This is a genomic window from Gordonia sp. NPDC003950, from assembly GCF_053605205.1.
Genome location: NZ_JBSGIT010000003.1, coordinates 144,338 through 160,374, shown reverse-complemented (window position 1 = coordinate 160,374; position 16,037 = coordinate 144,338). Strand labels below are relative to the sequence as shown.

Sequence of the window (16,037 nt, the reverse complement as noted above, 5' to 3'; positions counted from 1 at the left end):
CCCGCAACGGTTGACGCCACCCGGAGGTTCCGGGGAACCTTGTGATCCATGGCACCTTCGCAGGTACGCGCCCGCATCGTCTTGATCACCACCGGCGGCACCGTCGCCTCGCAGACGACCTCCGACGGGGCCGTGCCGACGTTGTCGGCCGATGATCTGATGGGTGTCGCCGAGGTGCCGGACACCGTCGGCGCAGACGCCGAGGAGACAACGACACCGCGGTCGGTCGACATCGACGTGGTCGCCGTCGACCTGATGGCGAAGGATTCGTCGGCACTGACCCCGGCCGATCAGTTCCGGATCGTCTCGGCCATCGCCGATGCCCTCGCCGACGACGCGGTGGACGGCGTGGTGGTCACCCACGGCACCGACACGATGGAGGAGACCGCCTTTCTCGCCGACCTGTTCGCGGCCGATCCGCGGCCGGTGGTGTTCACCGGCGCCCAGTATCCGGCCGATTCCCCGGATTCCGACGGCCCGGAGAACATCGCCGCGGCGTTGGCCCACGCGGCAGACCCGGCGAGCCGCGGTCACGGGGTCGGCATCCTCCTCGGTGGGCAGCTCGTCGCGGCGCGTGGTGCGTTCAAGGCGTCCACGGTCGACCTCGACGCGTTCGACTCGGTGCATGACGGGTTGCCACGACCGCTGCTGACCGGTCCGGTGCCGAGTGGCCGGTTGGCGCGGGTGGACACCTACAGCCTGTATCCGGGTGTCTCCCCCGGCATCATCGCCGCGGCCGTCGCACAGCATGCGGGTGGCATCGTGTTGGCCGGGACCGGTTCGGGCAACACCCCTCCCGACATCACGGCCGAGGTGGATCTGGCGCGCCGACGCGGCGTGGTCGTCGTCGTGTCCACCCGGGTTCCGTTCGGCCCGGTCGTGCCCACCTATGGCGGCGGTGGCGGCGCCGTCGATCTGGAGCGGGCCGGCGCGATCGTCTCCCGGTGGCTGCGTCCGCCGCAGGCCCGGATGGCGCTGTTGGCACTACTCGGCACCGGCTGCGATCAGGACGAGGTGGCCGACTTCTTCTCGGCATCCGAACCGCGTGACTGGCCGGCCTGAGTCGCCGTCGGCGGCCACGCGAGACTGTCGAGCGGATCGGCCGGTTGCAGGTTTGCGTCCGACTCGGTGAACGTGCGGACCGGTCCGGGTCCGGTGGCCCGCGTCTCGAAGCGCACCGTCACCACCCCGTGACCGGCACCCTGCACCCACCCGTGCCCGTGGTCTGGGTGCACCACGTCGCGGCCGGTTGCCCAATGGTGTTGCTCCCCAGCCGGATTCGCGCTCGTGCGGTTTCCGGTGGGGACGTCGAGGCCGAGGGAATCGGTGTGCACCGGATCGATGTCGCCTGAGTCGGGGTCGACCGAATCGGGATCGACCACAGGGGTGTCGCCCGGATCGAGGTAGGCAGAACTGATGGCGCCGGCCGTGACCGCGGCGTCGCCGAAGAGTGCGTACTGCTCGATGTCGCTCAGTCCGGAGTACCCGACGCCGACGAGCCGGATCGGGCCGATCGCCTCCGGATCGAGGGCCAGTCGCTGAGCGATGGCGACCAGCGCGTCGAGGTCGCTGGTGGCGGCAGGAAGGGTGGAACTGCGGGTGAGGACGGACATGTCGGAGCGTTTGAGTTTCAGGACCACGGTGCGGGCCCCGCGACCGTCCGCGACGAGCCGCCGATGGGCGTCGGCGGCCGCGCGGGCGATCGCCGGCCGCAGGGCGGGCAGGGTCACGATGTCGTCGGCGAATGTCGATTCCGCCGAGATCTGTTTCGCCGCAGCACGTTCGGTGACGGGGCGCTCGTCAATGCCCTGGGCCAGGCGATGCAGCGCCGGCCCGACGGTCGACCCGAGCACCGAGGCCACCTCGACCTCGGACAGTGCCGCGAAGTCACCGATGGTGGCAATCCCCAAGCGCGCCAGCCGGTCTCCGGATACCGGGCCGATGCCCCAGAGTTTGCGCACCGGAAGTGCGTGCAGGAACTCGAGTTCGCCGGATGGTCCGATGACCATCACGCCGTCGGGTTTGGCCATCCCCGATGCGATTTTGGCGATCTGCTTGCCCGACCCGAAGCCGACCGAGGCCGCCAGCCCCACCTCATCCCGGATGCGGCGCCGGATGGACTCCGCGAACTCCTGTGCAGCGGCACCACTTTCGCCACTGAGCTCGGACGGTTCGGCGAATGCCTCGTCGAAGGACAGCATCTCGATCACACCCACCGCTTCGCGGACGATCGCGAAGATCCGTTCGCTCACCGCGCGGTAGACGCTGCCGCGTGGCGGCAACACCACCGCGGTCGCGCCGACCAGTCGGCGGGCCTGGTGCATCGGCATCGCCGATCGTGCGCCGTAGGCACGGGCGGCGTAGCTCGCGCCGGCCACGACTCCGCGTCCGCCGGTACCGCCGACGAGGACGGGCCGCCCGGCGAGGGTGGGCCGGGTGAGTTGTTCCACCGAGGCGAAGAAGGCATCCATGTCCAGGTGCATCACCCAGCGGGCACTGCGTTCCCCCTCTCCGGAGGGAGCGGATCGATCGGACACCTCACCAGCGTAGGCAGTACCGGATGAGGCGGCCGCCCCGCGGGTCACCCGACGACGAAGACCGGGATCTGGTGGGCGTGGGCGCGGATCTGAGCGGTGGTGGCGTCGACGCCGACTCCATCGGGCAGGAAACGGCCGACTTCCCAGCCCCACTTGTCCAGGTAGCGGCGGATGATCGCCGGGCGCGCGGAATCGGGCACCTCGGTGAGGTGGGCGGCACGAGTGCGACGACCGCGACGCAACTCGACCGCCCCGTTGACCCGCACGTTGCGCACCCATTGGGTCTGACCCCGTACCGAGACCAGGTACTGCGCGCCGTCGATGGTCAACGGGTTGACCGGGATTCGCTGCGGCGTGCCGGTCTTCCGTCCGAGGACGGTCAGGGTCTGCGCGCCGGCGAGATTCACGCCGCGATCGGCGAACCATCGGACGATGGCGTTGAAGCGGACATCGAGGCCCTGAGGTGCGCGGTAGTGGGTGTCGGACATGTCGGCCCTTTCGTCGAGGCGGAATCGAGAGCAGTGCTCTCTATTTCAGAATCCATCATGCCGGCCAGAAAATCAAGAGCACCGCTCTCATTCATGGCACGATGGTCGTCATGCCCCCTGCCGACACTCCTCCGTCCCGCGCGACCACATCGCGTTCCCGTGCACAGAATCGACAGGTCATGGAGTCCGAGATACTGCGGCTCGGGCGTGAGCATCTGCGCACCCACGGAGCCGCGGGGCTCTCGCTGCGCGCGATCGCCCGGGAACTCGGCGTGGTCTCCTCAGCGGTCTATCGCTATGTGCCCAGTCGCGACGAGTTGCTCACGCTGCTGCTCGTCGAGGGGTACACCGACCTCGGCGAGGCGGTCGACGCCGCCGCCGATGCCGCCGAACCGACGGATTCCTACGTCCGAATCCTGGCCGTCGCCACCGCGATTCGTTCCTGGGCGATCAACGACCCAGCCCGGTGGGCGCTGCTGTACGGCAGCCCGGTACCCGGCTACGCCGCCCCCGCCGACCGCACCGTCGCGCCCGGTACCAGGGTGATCGCCCGCCTGCTCGCCGAACTCGCCGACGCACATGCCGCCGGACGGACCACCGATCCCCGGACCTCCCTGCCCGCCGGACTGTCCACCGACCTCGACGCCATCCGCACCGAGTTCGACAGCACACTGCCCGACGACGTCCTGCTGGCCGGAACACTGTTGTGGTCCACCGTGATCGGCGCGACCTCGTTGGAGGTCTTCGGCCAGTACGGCACCGACACCTTCGCCGCCCCGGAGCAGTTGTTCGGCGCACAGGTCGACACCGTGCTGTCGGTGATCCTGCGTCGGGACTGATCCGAGCCCGCCCCTCCGACGTTGACAGCGCCCTACCCGTCATTGACAGCGCCCTACCCGTCATTGACAGCGCTCAACCCGTCGTTGACAGCGCCCTACCCGTCGTTGACGCGCTTGGCGAAGCGCCGTCAACGTGGGCGCGAGCGCTGTCAGGGAGATTCAGAGCGCTGTCAGTGACATTCAGAGCGCTCTCAACGACCGTGCCGGCGATCAGCTTCCGGCGGGCGCCTTCACCACATCGGCGCTGACGCCGTCGCCGAGTGCGATCGCTCCGACAGCACCGTCAACGTCGACGTCGAAGCGGACCGCGAGAACCTCACCGGCGATCAGCTCGGCATGACGCCGGGCCCATTCGGCACGCCCGGCGGGTACCACCAGACGGATCTCGATGCGGTCGGAGACGTCGAGTCCCAACGTCTTTCGCGCATCCTGCAGTTCCCGCACGCGGTCCTTGGCCCAGCCCTCGGATTCGAGTTCCTCGGTCACCGCGGTGTCGAGCACCACCAGGCCACCGCCACCGGGCAGTTCGGCCGTCGAATCCGGCTCCACCGCAACCAGTTTGCGCGTGTACTCACCGGGCTGCAGATCGATTCCGTCAGCCGAGACCACCTCGGTGCCATCGGCGGCCGATGACACGGTCCAATTGCCCGCCTTGACCGCCTTGATCACCCTTTGCACGTCCTTGCCCAAACGGGGTCCGGCCGCGCGGGCGTTCACCACCAGTTCGTGACGTCCGTAGGCGTCGGCGTCGGTGGACAACTGCACCGACTTCACATTCATCTCGTCGGCGATGAGATCGGTGAACGGGGTGAGTTGCTCAGCCGTCGGCGACGCGATCGTCAACCCCGGCAACGGAAGTCGCACCCGCAGCTGGTTGGCCTTGCGGATACTCGACGCCGTCGAACACACCGCCTGCACCTCGTCCATCGCCGACACCAACGCGGTATCGCCGGGCAGTTCGTCGGCACTCGGCCAGTCGGTGAGGTGCACCGACCGTCCGCCGGTCAGCCCGCGCCAAATCGCCTCGGTGGCCAGCGGCAGCAGCGGCGCCGCCAGCCGGGAGGCCACCTCGAGCACCGTGTACAGCGTGTCGAAGGCGTCCGCATCGGCGTCCTGCCCCGCCCAGAACCGCGCCCGGGACCGACGGACGTACCAGTTGGTCAGTGACTCGACGAACTCGCGGAACGACTCACACGCCCCGGCGATGTCATAGGTGTCGAGCGCCGTGGTCATGTCGTCGCGGGTGACCGCCAGCTTGGCCAGGATGTAGCGGTCGAGCACGTTGGTCGAGTCGGTCCGCCAGGTGGCCGGCCGCTCGGCGTAGAGCTGCAGGAAACTGTAGGCATTCCACAGCGGCAGCAGCGCCTGACGGACTCCCTCGCGGATTCCCTTCTCGGTGACCACCAGGTTGCCGCCCCGCAGCACCGGCGAGGCCATCAGGAACCAGCGCATCGCATCGGAGCCATCGCGGTCGAAGACCTCGTTGACGTCAGGGTAGTTGCGCTTGGACTTGCTCATCTTCTGGCCGTCGTCGCCGAGCACGATGCCGTGCGCGATCACGCTCTTGAACGCGGGCCGGTCGAACAGGGCCGTCGCCAGTACGTGCAGGTTGTAGAACCAGCCGCGGGTCTGACCGTTGTACTCGACGATGAAGTCACCCGGGTTGTGCGGCAGCGCACCGGAATCGGCGTCACCGTCGAACCAGTCGGCGTTCTGGAACGGGTAGTGCACCTGCGCATACGGCATCGACCCGGACTCGAACCAGCAGTCGAGTACCTCGGGGACGCGGCGCATCGTCGACTCACCGGTCGGATCATCGGGATTGGGCCGGGTCAGCTCGTCGATGTAGGGACGATGCAGATTGTCCGGTCGCACCCCGAAATCCCGCTCGAGCTCGTCGAGTGAGCCGTAGACATCGGTCCGCGGATACTCCGGATTGTCCGACACCCAGACCGGGATCGGCGCACCCCAGAAGCGATTTCGGCTGATGTTCCAGTCCCGCGCACCCTCGAGCCACTTGCCGAACTGACCGTCCCGGATGTGTTCGGGCGCCCAGGTGATCTGCTTGTTGAGCTCGAGCATCCGTTCCTTGATCGGCGCCACGGCCACGAACCACGACGGCACGGCCATGTAGATCAACGGCTTTCCTGATCGCCACGAATGCGGATAGGAGTGCTCGATCGTCTCGTGCCGCAGGATCTTGCCCACACCCTTGAGGTCTTTGATGATCACCGGATTCGCATCGAAGACCATCAAGCCTTCGTACGGTGGCACCTGCGCGGTGAATCGGCCGCCCGGATCCAGTGGCTGCACCACCTCGATGCCGTTGGCCGTGGCCAGTTCCATGTCCTCTTCGCCGAAAGCCGGTGCCAGATGCACGATTCCGGTGCCGCTGTCGGTGGTGACGTAGTCGCCCAACAGGATCCGGTGCGCATTCGGATGGCCGGCGAAGAAGTCGAACGGCGGCGTGTAGTGCAGATCGGCGAGGTCGGCTCCCCGGTAGGTGCCCAGGGTCTCGGAATCACCGAACTCCTTGGCGTAGGCACCCACCAGCGCCTCGGCAAGCAGGTATTCCTGCCCGTCGGCCGCCCTGAGGTGGACGTAGGTGACATCCGGATTGACGGCGATGGCGAGGTTGCTCGGCAGTGTCCACGGGGTGGTCGTCCAGATGAGGGCGTTCACACCGTCGAGTGCGGTATGCGGACCGTCGGGGACGACCAGCGGCATGCGCACGGTGACCGCCGGGTCCTGCCGCATCCGGTAGGCGTCGTCGAGCTTGGATTCTTGATTGCTCAGCGGTGTCTGCTCGTACCAGGAGTACGGCAGCACGCGATGACCCTGATAGATCAGGCCCTTGTCCCACAGCCGCCGGAAGGCCCACATGACCGACTCCATGAAGTCGATGTCGAGGGTCTTGTAATCGTTGTCGAAGTCCACCCAGCGGGCCTGCCGGGTCACGTAATCGCGCCATTCACCGGTGTAGCGCAGTACCGAATCGCGACAGTAGTCGTTGAACTTCTCGACGCCCATGGTCTCGATCTCCGACTTGTCGGTGATCCCGAGTTGGCGTTCGGCCTCGAGTTCGGCGGGTAGACCGTGGGTGTCCCAGCCGAAGCGGCGCTCCACCTTCTTGCCGAGCATCGTCTGGTACCGCGGTACCACATCCTTGACGTAGCCGGTCAGCAGATGTCCGTAGTGGGGCAGGCCGTTGGCGAACGGCGGGCCGTCGTAGAAGACGAACTCGGGGGCGTCGGCGCGGTTGGTGATCGACGCACGGAAGGTGTCGTCGGCATCCCAGTAGGCCAGGACCCGTTCTTCGACCGTGGGGAACGACGGTGCTCCGCGCTCGCCGTCGGTCATGTCGACGACGGGGTACACGTGGGTGTCGGGGGACGAACTGGCGTCGCTCATACGAAGGTCTCCTCGTGCCATCACTGCTCATTCGGCACGGGGACGCATCATCTGCGCGGTACCACCCCGCTTGCATCGGCAGACACCGATGCCACTCGGCACCCGCGGGACCGCCGATGGGCGACCGTCGCGGATCAACAAGGCTGTGACGGGCCAACCCGCCTGGTTCTACTGAGGGCGGACATTGCCGGACCGGGTGGGCCCGGCCATACCCCGTTCTTCCAGGTGCTCCCCGGTGATGGCCGGATCGATGCAGAACTCAGTGTAGCCGCCGAGGGCGGCCGAGGACCAAATCGTTTGTGGGCCCGCTGCCGCTCCCCCGCAGCGACTCAGGACAGTGGCGGGCGCCAATTCGGATCGAGCGGATCGAACGTACGGCGCGGGGACGGATCCTCACGATCATCGTCGGCGTCGGAGGTCGCCTGAGGCGGCTGTGACGCTGTCCGTGTCGGGTCGGGCGTGCCGGACGCCGGTGTGGCGGGAGCCGAACCCTGCCCCGGTGCCTCGGCTGGTGGTGGGACGTCGGCGGGTGTCCGGCCGCTGACGATGTCGTCGGCGCCCACGGATCGCAGGTAGTCGGCGTAGCCACGTTCGGCGGTCGACGGTGCAGCCACGGTCGGATGCGACTGCGGAGCGATCGTCGGATGATCGACCATGTCGGGGTCGGACGTTGGATCCTCGGCCGACGGGCGCGGGGTCACCACACCCTTCCAGAGAGCCGCTCGCTCGCCCTCTGTCGAGGTCGGTACACCTCCGGCGGGGCCGGGATACGGCGGCGACGAGCCGGCGGGCCCGTCTGCGTGAGCGGCCTGGGCCGATGCCGATCCGGCATCATCGGTACTCGTGGGATCGACGGCGGCCTCGTCGCCGGCAGGGTGGGTACCCGCCTCGTCGACGGCAGCGTCCTCATCGGTCCCGAAGCCGAACCCGCCACCCCGATCGGGCTCGGGCTTGCTCCGGCGCCCCGACCACACGATGTCGGCGACCAGGAAGATCAGTCCGACCAGACACACCACGATGCACGCGACCGCGAGCCACAGTGTGCCCGTGATCAAACCGACGACGAGCAGGACGAAACCGACGAGCGTGGCCGCCAGGGCCAGGGTCAGCATGTCATGTGCTCACGTCGCCGGCGATCAGCTCTGCGAGTAGTTGCTGAACCCACCATTGCCCGGATCCGTGGAGAACGACTGGTCGACGGGGCGTCCACTCTCCACCGGTGCGGCGCTGCCGCGCTGCTGCAACTCCTCGAGTTGCGATTCCAGGTAGGTCTTCAGGCGGGTGCGGTACTCGCGTTCGAACACCTTGAGCTGTTCGATGCGGCCTTCGAGCACACCACGCTGCTGGTTGATGGTGCCCATGATCTCGGCGTGCTTGCGCTCGGCATCGGACTGCAGGGCGTCGGCACGCTCCTGCGCCTGACGCACCTGCGCCTCCGCACGGGTCTGCGCGTCGGCGAGGATCGCCTCGGATCGCTGCCGGGCATCGGTCAGGGTGGCCTCGGACTTGCTCTGCGCGTCGGCGACCATCGAGTCGGCTCGCTGACGGGCGTCCGACAGCAGGGCGTCGGCCTCCTGTCGCGACGATCCGGTCAGACGGTCGGCCGTCTCCTGCGCCAGGGCCAGAACCTTGGCGGCCCGGACATGGGCGTCGCCGTCGGCGAATGCGCCGACCGGTGCGGCAGCGGCCACCGGGGCCGGGGCGGGCTCGGGCTCGGGCTTGGACATCGAGAAGACCTGCGTGTGGTCCTCCGACGGTGCCGGAGCGGCGGCGACCGCACCCGACTTGGCGTCGGCGAGTTCGCCTTCGAGTTCCTCGACGCGCTGCTTCAGATCAGAGTTCTCATCGATCAGACGCGCGAGTTCCGCCTCGACGAAGTCGAGAAATTGATCTACCTCGTCCTCGTTGTAGCCGCGTTTACCGATAGGCGGTTTGCTGAACGCGACGTTGTGCACATCAGCTGGTGTCAGCCGCATGTCGGTCCCCTCAATGTCGTTCGAGATTATGTGTTGTTGACGGTCGAAAACTGTGCCCAGTACAGAGTGTCACTGATCATTCATACCAGTCAAAATCTGTAACTGGCGTCCTATCCTGTCACACCTGAACCGTTCGTTGTAGATCATCGACGTCGTCTCGCAACCAAACAGTCATCTAACTATGACATCCATGCCCGCCGAAATGGCCCACTACCGGCAGACACGTACCCGATGGCGCTCCTACATTCAGACCGGCATGCCGAGCGCGGCCAGGGCCGCCGATGTCCGGATCGAGCCCACGAATTGCATCGCGATGACGACAACGATCAGCACGATCATCAGGGACAGATCCAGCCGCACCGGTCCGAGGGGAATCGGCGGAATGATGCGTCGCAGGAGTTTGATCGGGGGGTCGGTGAGGGTGAAGGTCACCTCGATGACCACCACGACGATTCCGGTCGGTCGCCATTCCCGCGCGAAACTGCGCACCAGTTCCACGATGAGCCGGGCCAGGAGCAGCAACCAGTAGACGAACAGAACGTAGTAGAGGATTTCGAACAGCATCGCCACTTCTCAAGAGTGCCTGACGCCGCGCGCCCGCGGTCGCACCGGTATGACCCGGCACGTCTCCGCGGGCGCGACGACGACGATCGGATGGGATGGCCCGAGCCCGCCGGATGGTGGGCGATTGGGCCGATTTACGCAGTTCAGGACTGATTGTAGAAGCCGGTTTCGGCGATCTTGCGCCGATCCTCGGCCGAGACGTCGATGTCGGCGGGCGAGAGCAAGAACACCTTGGTGGCGACCTTGTCGAACGAACCGCGCAACGCGAACGCGAGTCCGGCGGCGAAGTCGACGAGTCGCTTGGCGTCGTCGTTGCTCATGTTGACCAGGTCCATGATCACCGGGTTGCCGTCGCGGAAGCGCTCGCCGATCGTGCGCGCCTCGCCATAGTCGGACGGGCGCAGCGTGGTGATCTTGTGCAGCGGTCCGTCGGCGAACACCCGCTCGAGTTCTCCGCGTGATTCGACGCCGCGGGGCCCGCTCGCAGCGCGCAACGTCGCGCTGCTCGACCGCTGCAGCGGCTCGAGCCGGGCCGGACGCACACGCTCCGGACCGTGCTCGACGGCCGCCCGGACACTGCCCGCGTAGGCGTATTCCGGTGCCGCGGCGTAGCCGGCCTCGAATTCGTATCCGGCCGCGGCGTAGCGGCGTTCCTCGCCGTATCCGTCGCGCTCCCGGAAGCCGACCTCGCGGAACTCCCCGTAGCCTTCTCCGGCGACCTCGTCGCGGTAGGAGACGTCGCCGTAGTACTCGTCGCGGTAGGACCGCTCCCGCGGCACCGCCCGCACCGGTCCGGGGCCCGGCTCGTCGAGGTAATCGTCCTCGTACTCGCTCGGAGGCACCATGCCGAAATATGCCTTGAATTTCTGCATCGTGGTCATGTGCGGGGGCCTCTCTGTCGTCCGACGCTTAGAGCGGTGTGGCAGGTGGTGCCGGTGGGTGTTGTTGTTCTCGTTGGTTCTCGTGTGACCAATGTGATTACTGAGAGAGTATCGGCCGAGAACCCATGATCGCGGTACCGACACGCACGCATGTCGAGCCGTATTCGATCGCGATCTCCATGTCCCCACTCATCCCGGCGGACAGCTCACCGGCCTGCGGGTGATCGGCGAGAAAACCCTCCCGGACCTCGGACATCCGCTCCATCCACTGCCGGTGAGAACCGTCGACGGGCGTGATCACCATGAGCCCACGCAGCCTCAGAGACGGCTCCGCGGCGATGGTCTCGGCCAGGGCCGGCAGGTCTGCGATCTCGACACCACCGCGCGTCGGGTCACCGTCGAGACTCACCTGGGCGAACACGCCGAGCGGCACGTCGCGCACGTGCTCGTCAAGTGCTTGTTCGGCCGCCCGGCCCAGATGCCCGACGAGCTTGTCGCGATCGACCGAATGCACCGAACGCGCCCACCGCGCAACGGTTTTCGCCTTCTTGGTCTGCACGCTGCCGATCATGTCGAACACCGCCCGACGAGTCGGTACGGCGTCGCCGAGTTCGGCGATCTTGCGGCTTGCCTCCGGTTCCCGGGACTCGCCGAAGGCCCGCTCCCCCAGCTCGATCAGCCGCATCACGTCGGATGCCGGGAAGAACTTGGTGACCACCAGCAGTTCGACGTCGCCCACCGGGCGACCGGCCGCGGCGACCGCGGCGTCGAGCCGCTCACGCACGGCCGCGAGTCGCCCGGCGAGTTCGTCCGCGCGCGGATCGCTCACGACCCGGCCACCGGGCCGCCGGCGTCCTCGTCGGGATCGACGCCGGGATCAATCCAGATCACCGACGCCAACCGGCCGGTGGGGGCGCCACGTCGATGGCTGAACAACTCGGTGTCGGAGATGGTGCAGCGCGGATCCTGCGCCACCGCACCGACCCCGACGGCGAGGAGCTGCCGACGAATCCCGGCGCGCAGGTCGAGGCCCGCGGTTCCCTGACGGGTTCGACAGGCACTGCCCGGGAGGTGTTCCTCGACGTCGCGCTGCATCGCCTCGGGGACCTCGTAGCGTTCACCGCTCGCCGCCGGCCCGAGGAACGCCCCGATGCGTTCGGGACGCGCGCCGAGCCGGATCATCATCCGCAGCGTCGCCGGGATGATCCCGATCCGCGCACCCACCCGCCCGGCGTGCACACCGGCGATCACACCGGCCTCGTCGTCGCTGAGCAGTACCGGCACGCAGTCGGCGCTCAGGACGGCCAGCGCCACACCGGGGACCGTCGTGACGAGCGCGTCGGTCGCCGGCACACGGATCGACGGTCCGACCCGCTCGGCCTCGGCGGATCCAAGCGTCTGCTCGTCAATGACCGTGACGTTGCGACTGTGGATCTGCTCCATCCAGACCACCGACGACTCATCGACACCGATCTGCTCGGCGAGGCGTCGCCGGTTGACCGCCACGGCCGAGGGGTCGTCGCCGACATGATCACCGAGATTGAAGCTGTCATACGGCGCACGCGAGACGCCGCCGGCGCGGGTGGTCACCACGCGCCGGACCCGCGCACCACCGGAAACCGGTGAGTTCATCTCACCGCTTCATGAAGGACGGAACATCGACGTCGTCGTCGTCGAGGGTCACATTGTTGCGGCGGGGCCGCTCGGGGGCGGCGTTGGAGGCGAAGGGATCGCCCTGCCCGGCCGGGAGGTCACCGAAGAGCGGATCGCTCCTGGTGGGGGTCGAAACGGTACCGGCGGTGGCCGACCCGACCGCCGACTTCCCGGCGGCGGCCGTGGGTGCGTCGGTCCGTTTGCGCGGTGCCCCGCCGTCGAACCCGGCCGCGATCACCGTCACCCGGACCTCGTCACCGAGGTTGTCGTCGATCACGGTGCCGAAGATGATGTTGGCGTCCTCGTGGGCCGCCTCCTGCACCTGGGTCGCCGCGTTGTGGATCTCGAACAGGCCCAGGTCGCTACCGCCGGCGATCGAGATGAGCACGCCGCGTGCGCCTTCCATCGAGGCCTCGAGAAGCGGCGAGTTGATCGCCGACTCCGCGGCCTTCTTGGCACGATCCTCACCGCGGGACGAACCGATACCCATCAGCGCGCTGCCCGCGTCACTCATCACGCCCTTGACGTCGGCGAAGTCGACGTTGATCAGACCGGGGGTGGTGATCAGGTCGGTGATGCCCTGCACACCGTTGAGCAGCACCTCGTCGGCGCTGCGGAAGGCGTCCATCAGGCTGACCTGGGCGTCGCCGAGCTGCAGCAGACGATCATTCGGAATGACGATCAGGGTGTCGCAGGATTCGCGCAGTGCGGTGATGCCGGCCTCGGCCTGATTGCCACGCCGCTTACCCTCGAAGCCGAACGGGCGGGTCACCACGCCGACGGTCAGCGCGCCCAGCTTGCGCGCGATCGCGGCCACCACCGGCGCGCCGCCGGTTCCGGTGCCGCCGCCCTCACCCGCGGTCACGAACACCATGTCAGCACCCTTGAGGAGCTCCTCGATCTCGTCGCGGGCATCCTCGGCCGCGCGACGACCCACCTCGGGGTCGGCACCGGCGCCGAGACCACGCGTGGAATCACGTCCGACGTCGAGCTTGACGTCGGCGTCGCTCATCAACAGCGCCTGCGCGTCGGTGTTGATGGCGATGAACTCAACGCCCTTGAGGCCCTGCTCGATCATCCGGTTGACGGCGTTGACGCCGCCGCCGCCGATGCCGACGACCTTGATCACGGCCAGGTAGTTGTGCGGTGGCGTCATGACACTCGCCTTCCTTCTCGGGTCAAAACCCTAAACCTCAACCATAGATCTAGAGTTATGTCAAGTAGTGGTGTTGGTGACGACGCTAGGCACCGGTGCGCCCCAGACCCGGGAGGTGCCTCGGCGTGTCGCCAAATCCCCGCCGATATGTCGGAAAGAGGCGCGCGGACGGCCGCATCGCCGCGGCTGTCGCGCCTCCACCTGAGGTGGTGCACCCCTAACGGGATGGCGTGCCGCTACCGGTATGTCGGAAAGGCGGGAGCGGAGACGTTGAACTGCGTGGCGTCGCGGGTCAACAGATAACTGAGCGTGCGCGCCTTCTCCGCACCCTGGGAATCGTCACCCCACACCACATTCCGATTTCCGGTCAGCTCCAGGTGGATGTCCACCGGCGAGGAGGCCGTGACACTGACCACCTGCTTGGACAACGACGGCGGCAGCCCGGCCACCACCGCCAGCGCGGCCCGCGTGGTGGGGTCGGCAGGACCCGGTGTCGCGGTGTGGAAAACGGGCAGCTTCTTGATGTCCGGCGGCGCCGAGGCCGCGGGATAGGTGAGGTAGCCGACCCCCGACCGATCGAGGACGTGGAGCTTGTCCCCCTCGGTGACCACCGCGACCGGGACCCGCTCGGTGATGGTGATCTCCAGGGTCGACGGGTAACTGCGTTGCACGCGAGCCGATTCCACCGACGGGATCGCGGCGATCCGCCGTGCCGCAGCACCGGTGTCGACCTGCAGCAACGGGGTTCCCGACGGCACCGCGGCCGCGGCGAGCACCTGAGCACCCGGCACCGTCCGGGTACCGCTGATCTCGGTGCCGCGCACCGACATCAGCGGTGTCAGATACGCGACGAGCACCATCCCGACGATCACGACGGCCGCCACCACACCGCCCAGCAGGATCCGGGATCGGCGACGCCGTGGCAGCCGGGGCCTCACGGTTCCGCCGGTTCGGGGCTCGCCGGTTCGGGGCCCGCCTCTTCTGGGCCCGCCTGTTCTGGGGCCGCCTTATGCGAATCGTCCAGCACAGCAAGGATTTCCGGGCCCTGCATGGTGATGTCCCCGGCACCCAGCGTCAGCACGATGTCCCCGGGCAGCACCGCAGCGGCCACCGTCTGCGCCAGCGAGGACAGGTCCGCCACGAACGTCGCCGGACGCGACATCCGCTCCACGATCATCCGCCCGCTCACACCGGGGATCGGGTCCTCGCGCGCCCCGTAGACGTCGGCGACGACGACCACGTCGGCCAGATCGAGTGCCGCGGCGAACTGATCGGCGAATTCCTCGGTGCGCGAATACAGATGAGGCTGGAAAACGGCGATGACGCGTCGCTCGACGCCGGGATCGGCGTCGACGATTGCGCGCGCGGCGGTGAGCACCGCGGCCACCTCGGTGGGATGGTGTGCGTAGTCGTCGAAGACCTCGACCCCGCGAGCGCGGCCCTTGAACTCGAACCGCCGACGCACCCCGGAGAAGGCCTCGATGCCGTCGATCACCCCGGGAAGATCGGCGCCGGCGCACACCGCACCGATCGTCGCCCCGATGGCATTACGCGCCATGTGAATACCGGGCAGCGTCAACGACATTCGGCGGGTTTCGGCGACGCCGGTGACCGGCGGCGCGAACCGGACCTCGACATCGCTGCCTGCGGTCGTCGGCGTCCACGACTGCACGCTCGCCACCATCGACACACCGTCGGGCACCGCCACACCGTCGGTGCCGTATCCCAGCACCGACACTCCCCGGGCGGCCAGCGTCGCCGCGCACCGCTGCGCCAACGCCCGCGCGCCGGGATCGTCGAGGCACACCACCAGGACGCCGCCGTCGACGATCCGGGCCACGAAGGCGTCGAACACCGCGACGTAGCGCTCGACCGTACCGAAATAGTCGAGGTGATCGGACTCGATGTTGGTGATCACGACGATGTCGGGCGTGTACTCCAGCAGCGAACCATCGCTCTCGTCGGCCTCGGCCACGAACACCGCACCACTGCCGTGATGGGCGTTGGTGCCCGACTCGTTCAGCTCACCACCGATCGCGAAGGACGGATCGACACCGCAATGCTGCAGGGCCACCACGGCCATCGACGTCGTCGACGTCTTCCCGTGCGTGCCCGCGACGAGGACCGTGCGGTACCCGACCATCAACTCGGCCAGCACATGCGGGCGCAGCAGGATCGGGATACCCCGGGACCGGGCCACGACGAGTTCGGGATTGGTCTTGGGGATGGCTGCATGGGTGGTCACCACCACCGACGGCCCGCCCGGGATCAGATCGAGCGCCGACGGGTCGTGTCCCACCTGGATGTGGGCGCCCCGCGCACGCAGGGCGAGCACACCCCGGCTGCTCTTGGCGTCCGAGCCGGACACCGCCGCACCCCGCGCGAGCAGGATTCGCGCCAGCCCGGACATGCCGGCACCGCCGATACCGACCATGTGCACCCGCCGCAGGTGGGCCGGCAGCGTTCCGGCTCCCGATTGCGTCGCCTCGCCGGTCACCGACTCACCTCCACCCACTCGTTCCGATGCATAAT

General features: G+C 67.9%; 14 protein-coding genes. 2 read left to right on the top strand and 12 right to left on the bottom strand.

Annotation, left to right across the window (positions count from 1 at the left end; translation table 11 throughout):
• Positions 1-48 precede the first annotated feature (48 nt).
• Positions 49-1,062: an asparaginase gene (locus ACWETB_RS03790; protein WP_452209367.1), complete on the top strand. Its 1,014-nt coding sequence runs from the start codon at positions 49-51 to the stop codon at positions 1,060-1,062.
• On the opposite strand, the gene ACWETB_RS03785 is transcribed toward ACWETB_RS03790, so the two are convergent.
• Positions 1,005-2,483, bottom strand: a complete 1,479-nt coding sequence (locus ACWETB_RS03785; RefSeq protein ID WP_452209514.1) for a DNA polymerase IV — start codon at positions 2,481-2,483, stop codon at positions 1,005-1,007. The genes ACWETB_RS03790 and ACWETB_RS03785 overlap by 58 nt on opposite strands.
• Positions 2,484-2,581: 98 nt before the next feature.
• On the bottom strand, positions 2,582-3,025 hold the full coding sequence (locus ACWETB_RS03780; RefSeq protein WP_449743907.1) for a nitroreductase family deazaflavin-dependent oxidoreductase: 444 nt from the start codon (positions 3,023-3,025) through the stop codon (positions 2,582-2,584).
• A gap of 110 nt (positions 3,026-3,135) precedes the next feature.
• Here ACWETB_RS03780 and ACWETB_RS03775 point away from each other — a divergent pair, with 110 nt between their 5' ends.
• Positions 3,136-3,864, top strand: a complete 729-nt coding sequence (locus ACWETB_RS03775; RefSeq protein ID WP_452209364.1) for a TetR/AcrR family transcriptional regulator — start codon at positions 3,136-3,138, stop codon at positions 3,862-3,864.
• Positions 3,865-4,074: 210 nt separating this feature from the next.
• On the opposite strand, the gene ileS is transcribed toward ACWETB_RS03775, so the two are convergent.
• From ileS to murC, 10 genes are all read right to left on the bottom strand, one after another.
• Complete coding sequence (ileS, locus tag ACWETB_RS03770; protein ID WP_449743905.1) at positions 4,075-7,275, bottom strand: isoleucine--tRNA ligase; 3,201 nt, start codon at positions 7,273-7,275, stop codon at positions 4,075-4,077.
• 329 nt (positions 7,276-7,604) lie between these two features.
• Positions 7,605-8,387, bottom strand: a complete 783-nt coding sequence (locus ACWETB_RS03765) for a hypothetical protein (protein ID WP_452209362.1) — start codon at positions 8,385-8,387, stop codon at positions 7,605-7,607.
• A 24-nt stretch (positions 8,388-8,411) separates the two neighbouring features.
• Complete coding sequence (gene wag31 / locus ACWETB_RS03760) at positions 8,412-9,251, bottom strand: DivIVA-like cell division protein Wag31 (RefSeq protein WP_452209360.1); 840 nt, start codon at positions 9,249-9,251, stop codon at positions 8,412-8,414.
• 246 nt (positions 9,252-9,497) lie between these two features.
• Entirely contained in the window at positions 9,498-9,815 is a 318-nt protein-coding gene (locus ACWETB_RS03755; RefSeq protein ID WP_452209512.1) for a YggT family protein, read from the bottom strand.
• Positions 9,816-9,958: 143 nt separating this feature from the next.
• Complete coding sequence (locus ACWETB_RS03750; RefSeq protein WP_348804076.1) at positions 9,959-10,696, bottom strand: cell division protein SepF; 738 nt, start codon at positions 10,694-10,696, stop codon at positions 9,959-9,961.
• Positions 10,697-10,793: 97 nt separating this feature from the next.
• Complete coding sequence (locus ACWETB_RS03745) at positions 10,794-11,525, bottom strand: YggS family pyridoxal phosphate-dependent enzyme (protein ID WP_449743902.1); 732 nt, start codon at positions 11,523-11,525, stop codon at positions 10,794-10,796.
• The gene (gene pgeF, locus ACWETB_RS03740) at positions 11,522-12,328 is read right to left on the bottom strand and encodes a peptidoglycan editing factor PgeF (protein WP_449743901.1); all 807 of its coding nucleotides are present in this window, start codon (positions 12,326-12,328) and stop codon (positions 11,522-11,524) included. Before pgeF ends, ACWETB_RS03745 begins: the two co-directional genes overlap by 4 nt.
• A 1-nt stretch (position 12,329) precedes the next feature.
• Positions 12,330-13,505 carry a cell division protein FtsZ gene (gene ftsZ / locus ACWETB_RS03735; RefSeq protein ID WP_449743900.1) on the bottom strand — a complete coding sequence of 392 codons (1,176 nt, stop codon included), beginning with the start codon at positions 13,503-13,505 and terminating at the stop codon, positions 12,330-12,332.
• 236 nt (positions 13,506-13,741) lie between these two features.
• Positions 13,742-14,443 (bottom strand): cell division protein FtsQ/DivIB, encoded by a 702-nt coding sequence (locus ACWETB_RS03730; RefSeq protein WP_452209356.1) that lies wholly within the window; start codon positions 14,441-14,443, stop codon positions 13,742-13,744.
• Positions 14,440-16,002: a UDP-N-acetylmuramate--L-alanine ligase gene (gene murC / locus ACWETB_RS03725; RefSeq protein ID WP_452209354.1), complete on the bottom strand. Its 1,563-nt coding sequence runs from the start codon at positions 16,000-16,002 to the stop codon at positions 14,440-14,442. The genes ACWETB_RS03730 and murC overlap by 4 nt, the downstream gene beginning before the upstream one ends.
• Positions 16,003-16,037 lie beyond the last annotated feature (35 nt).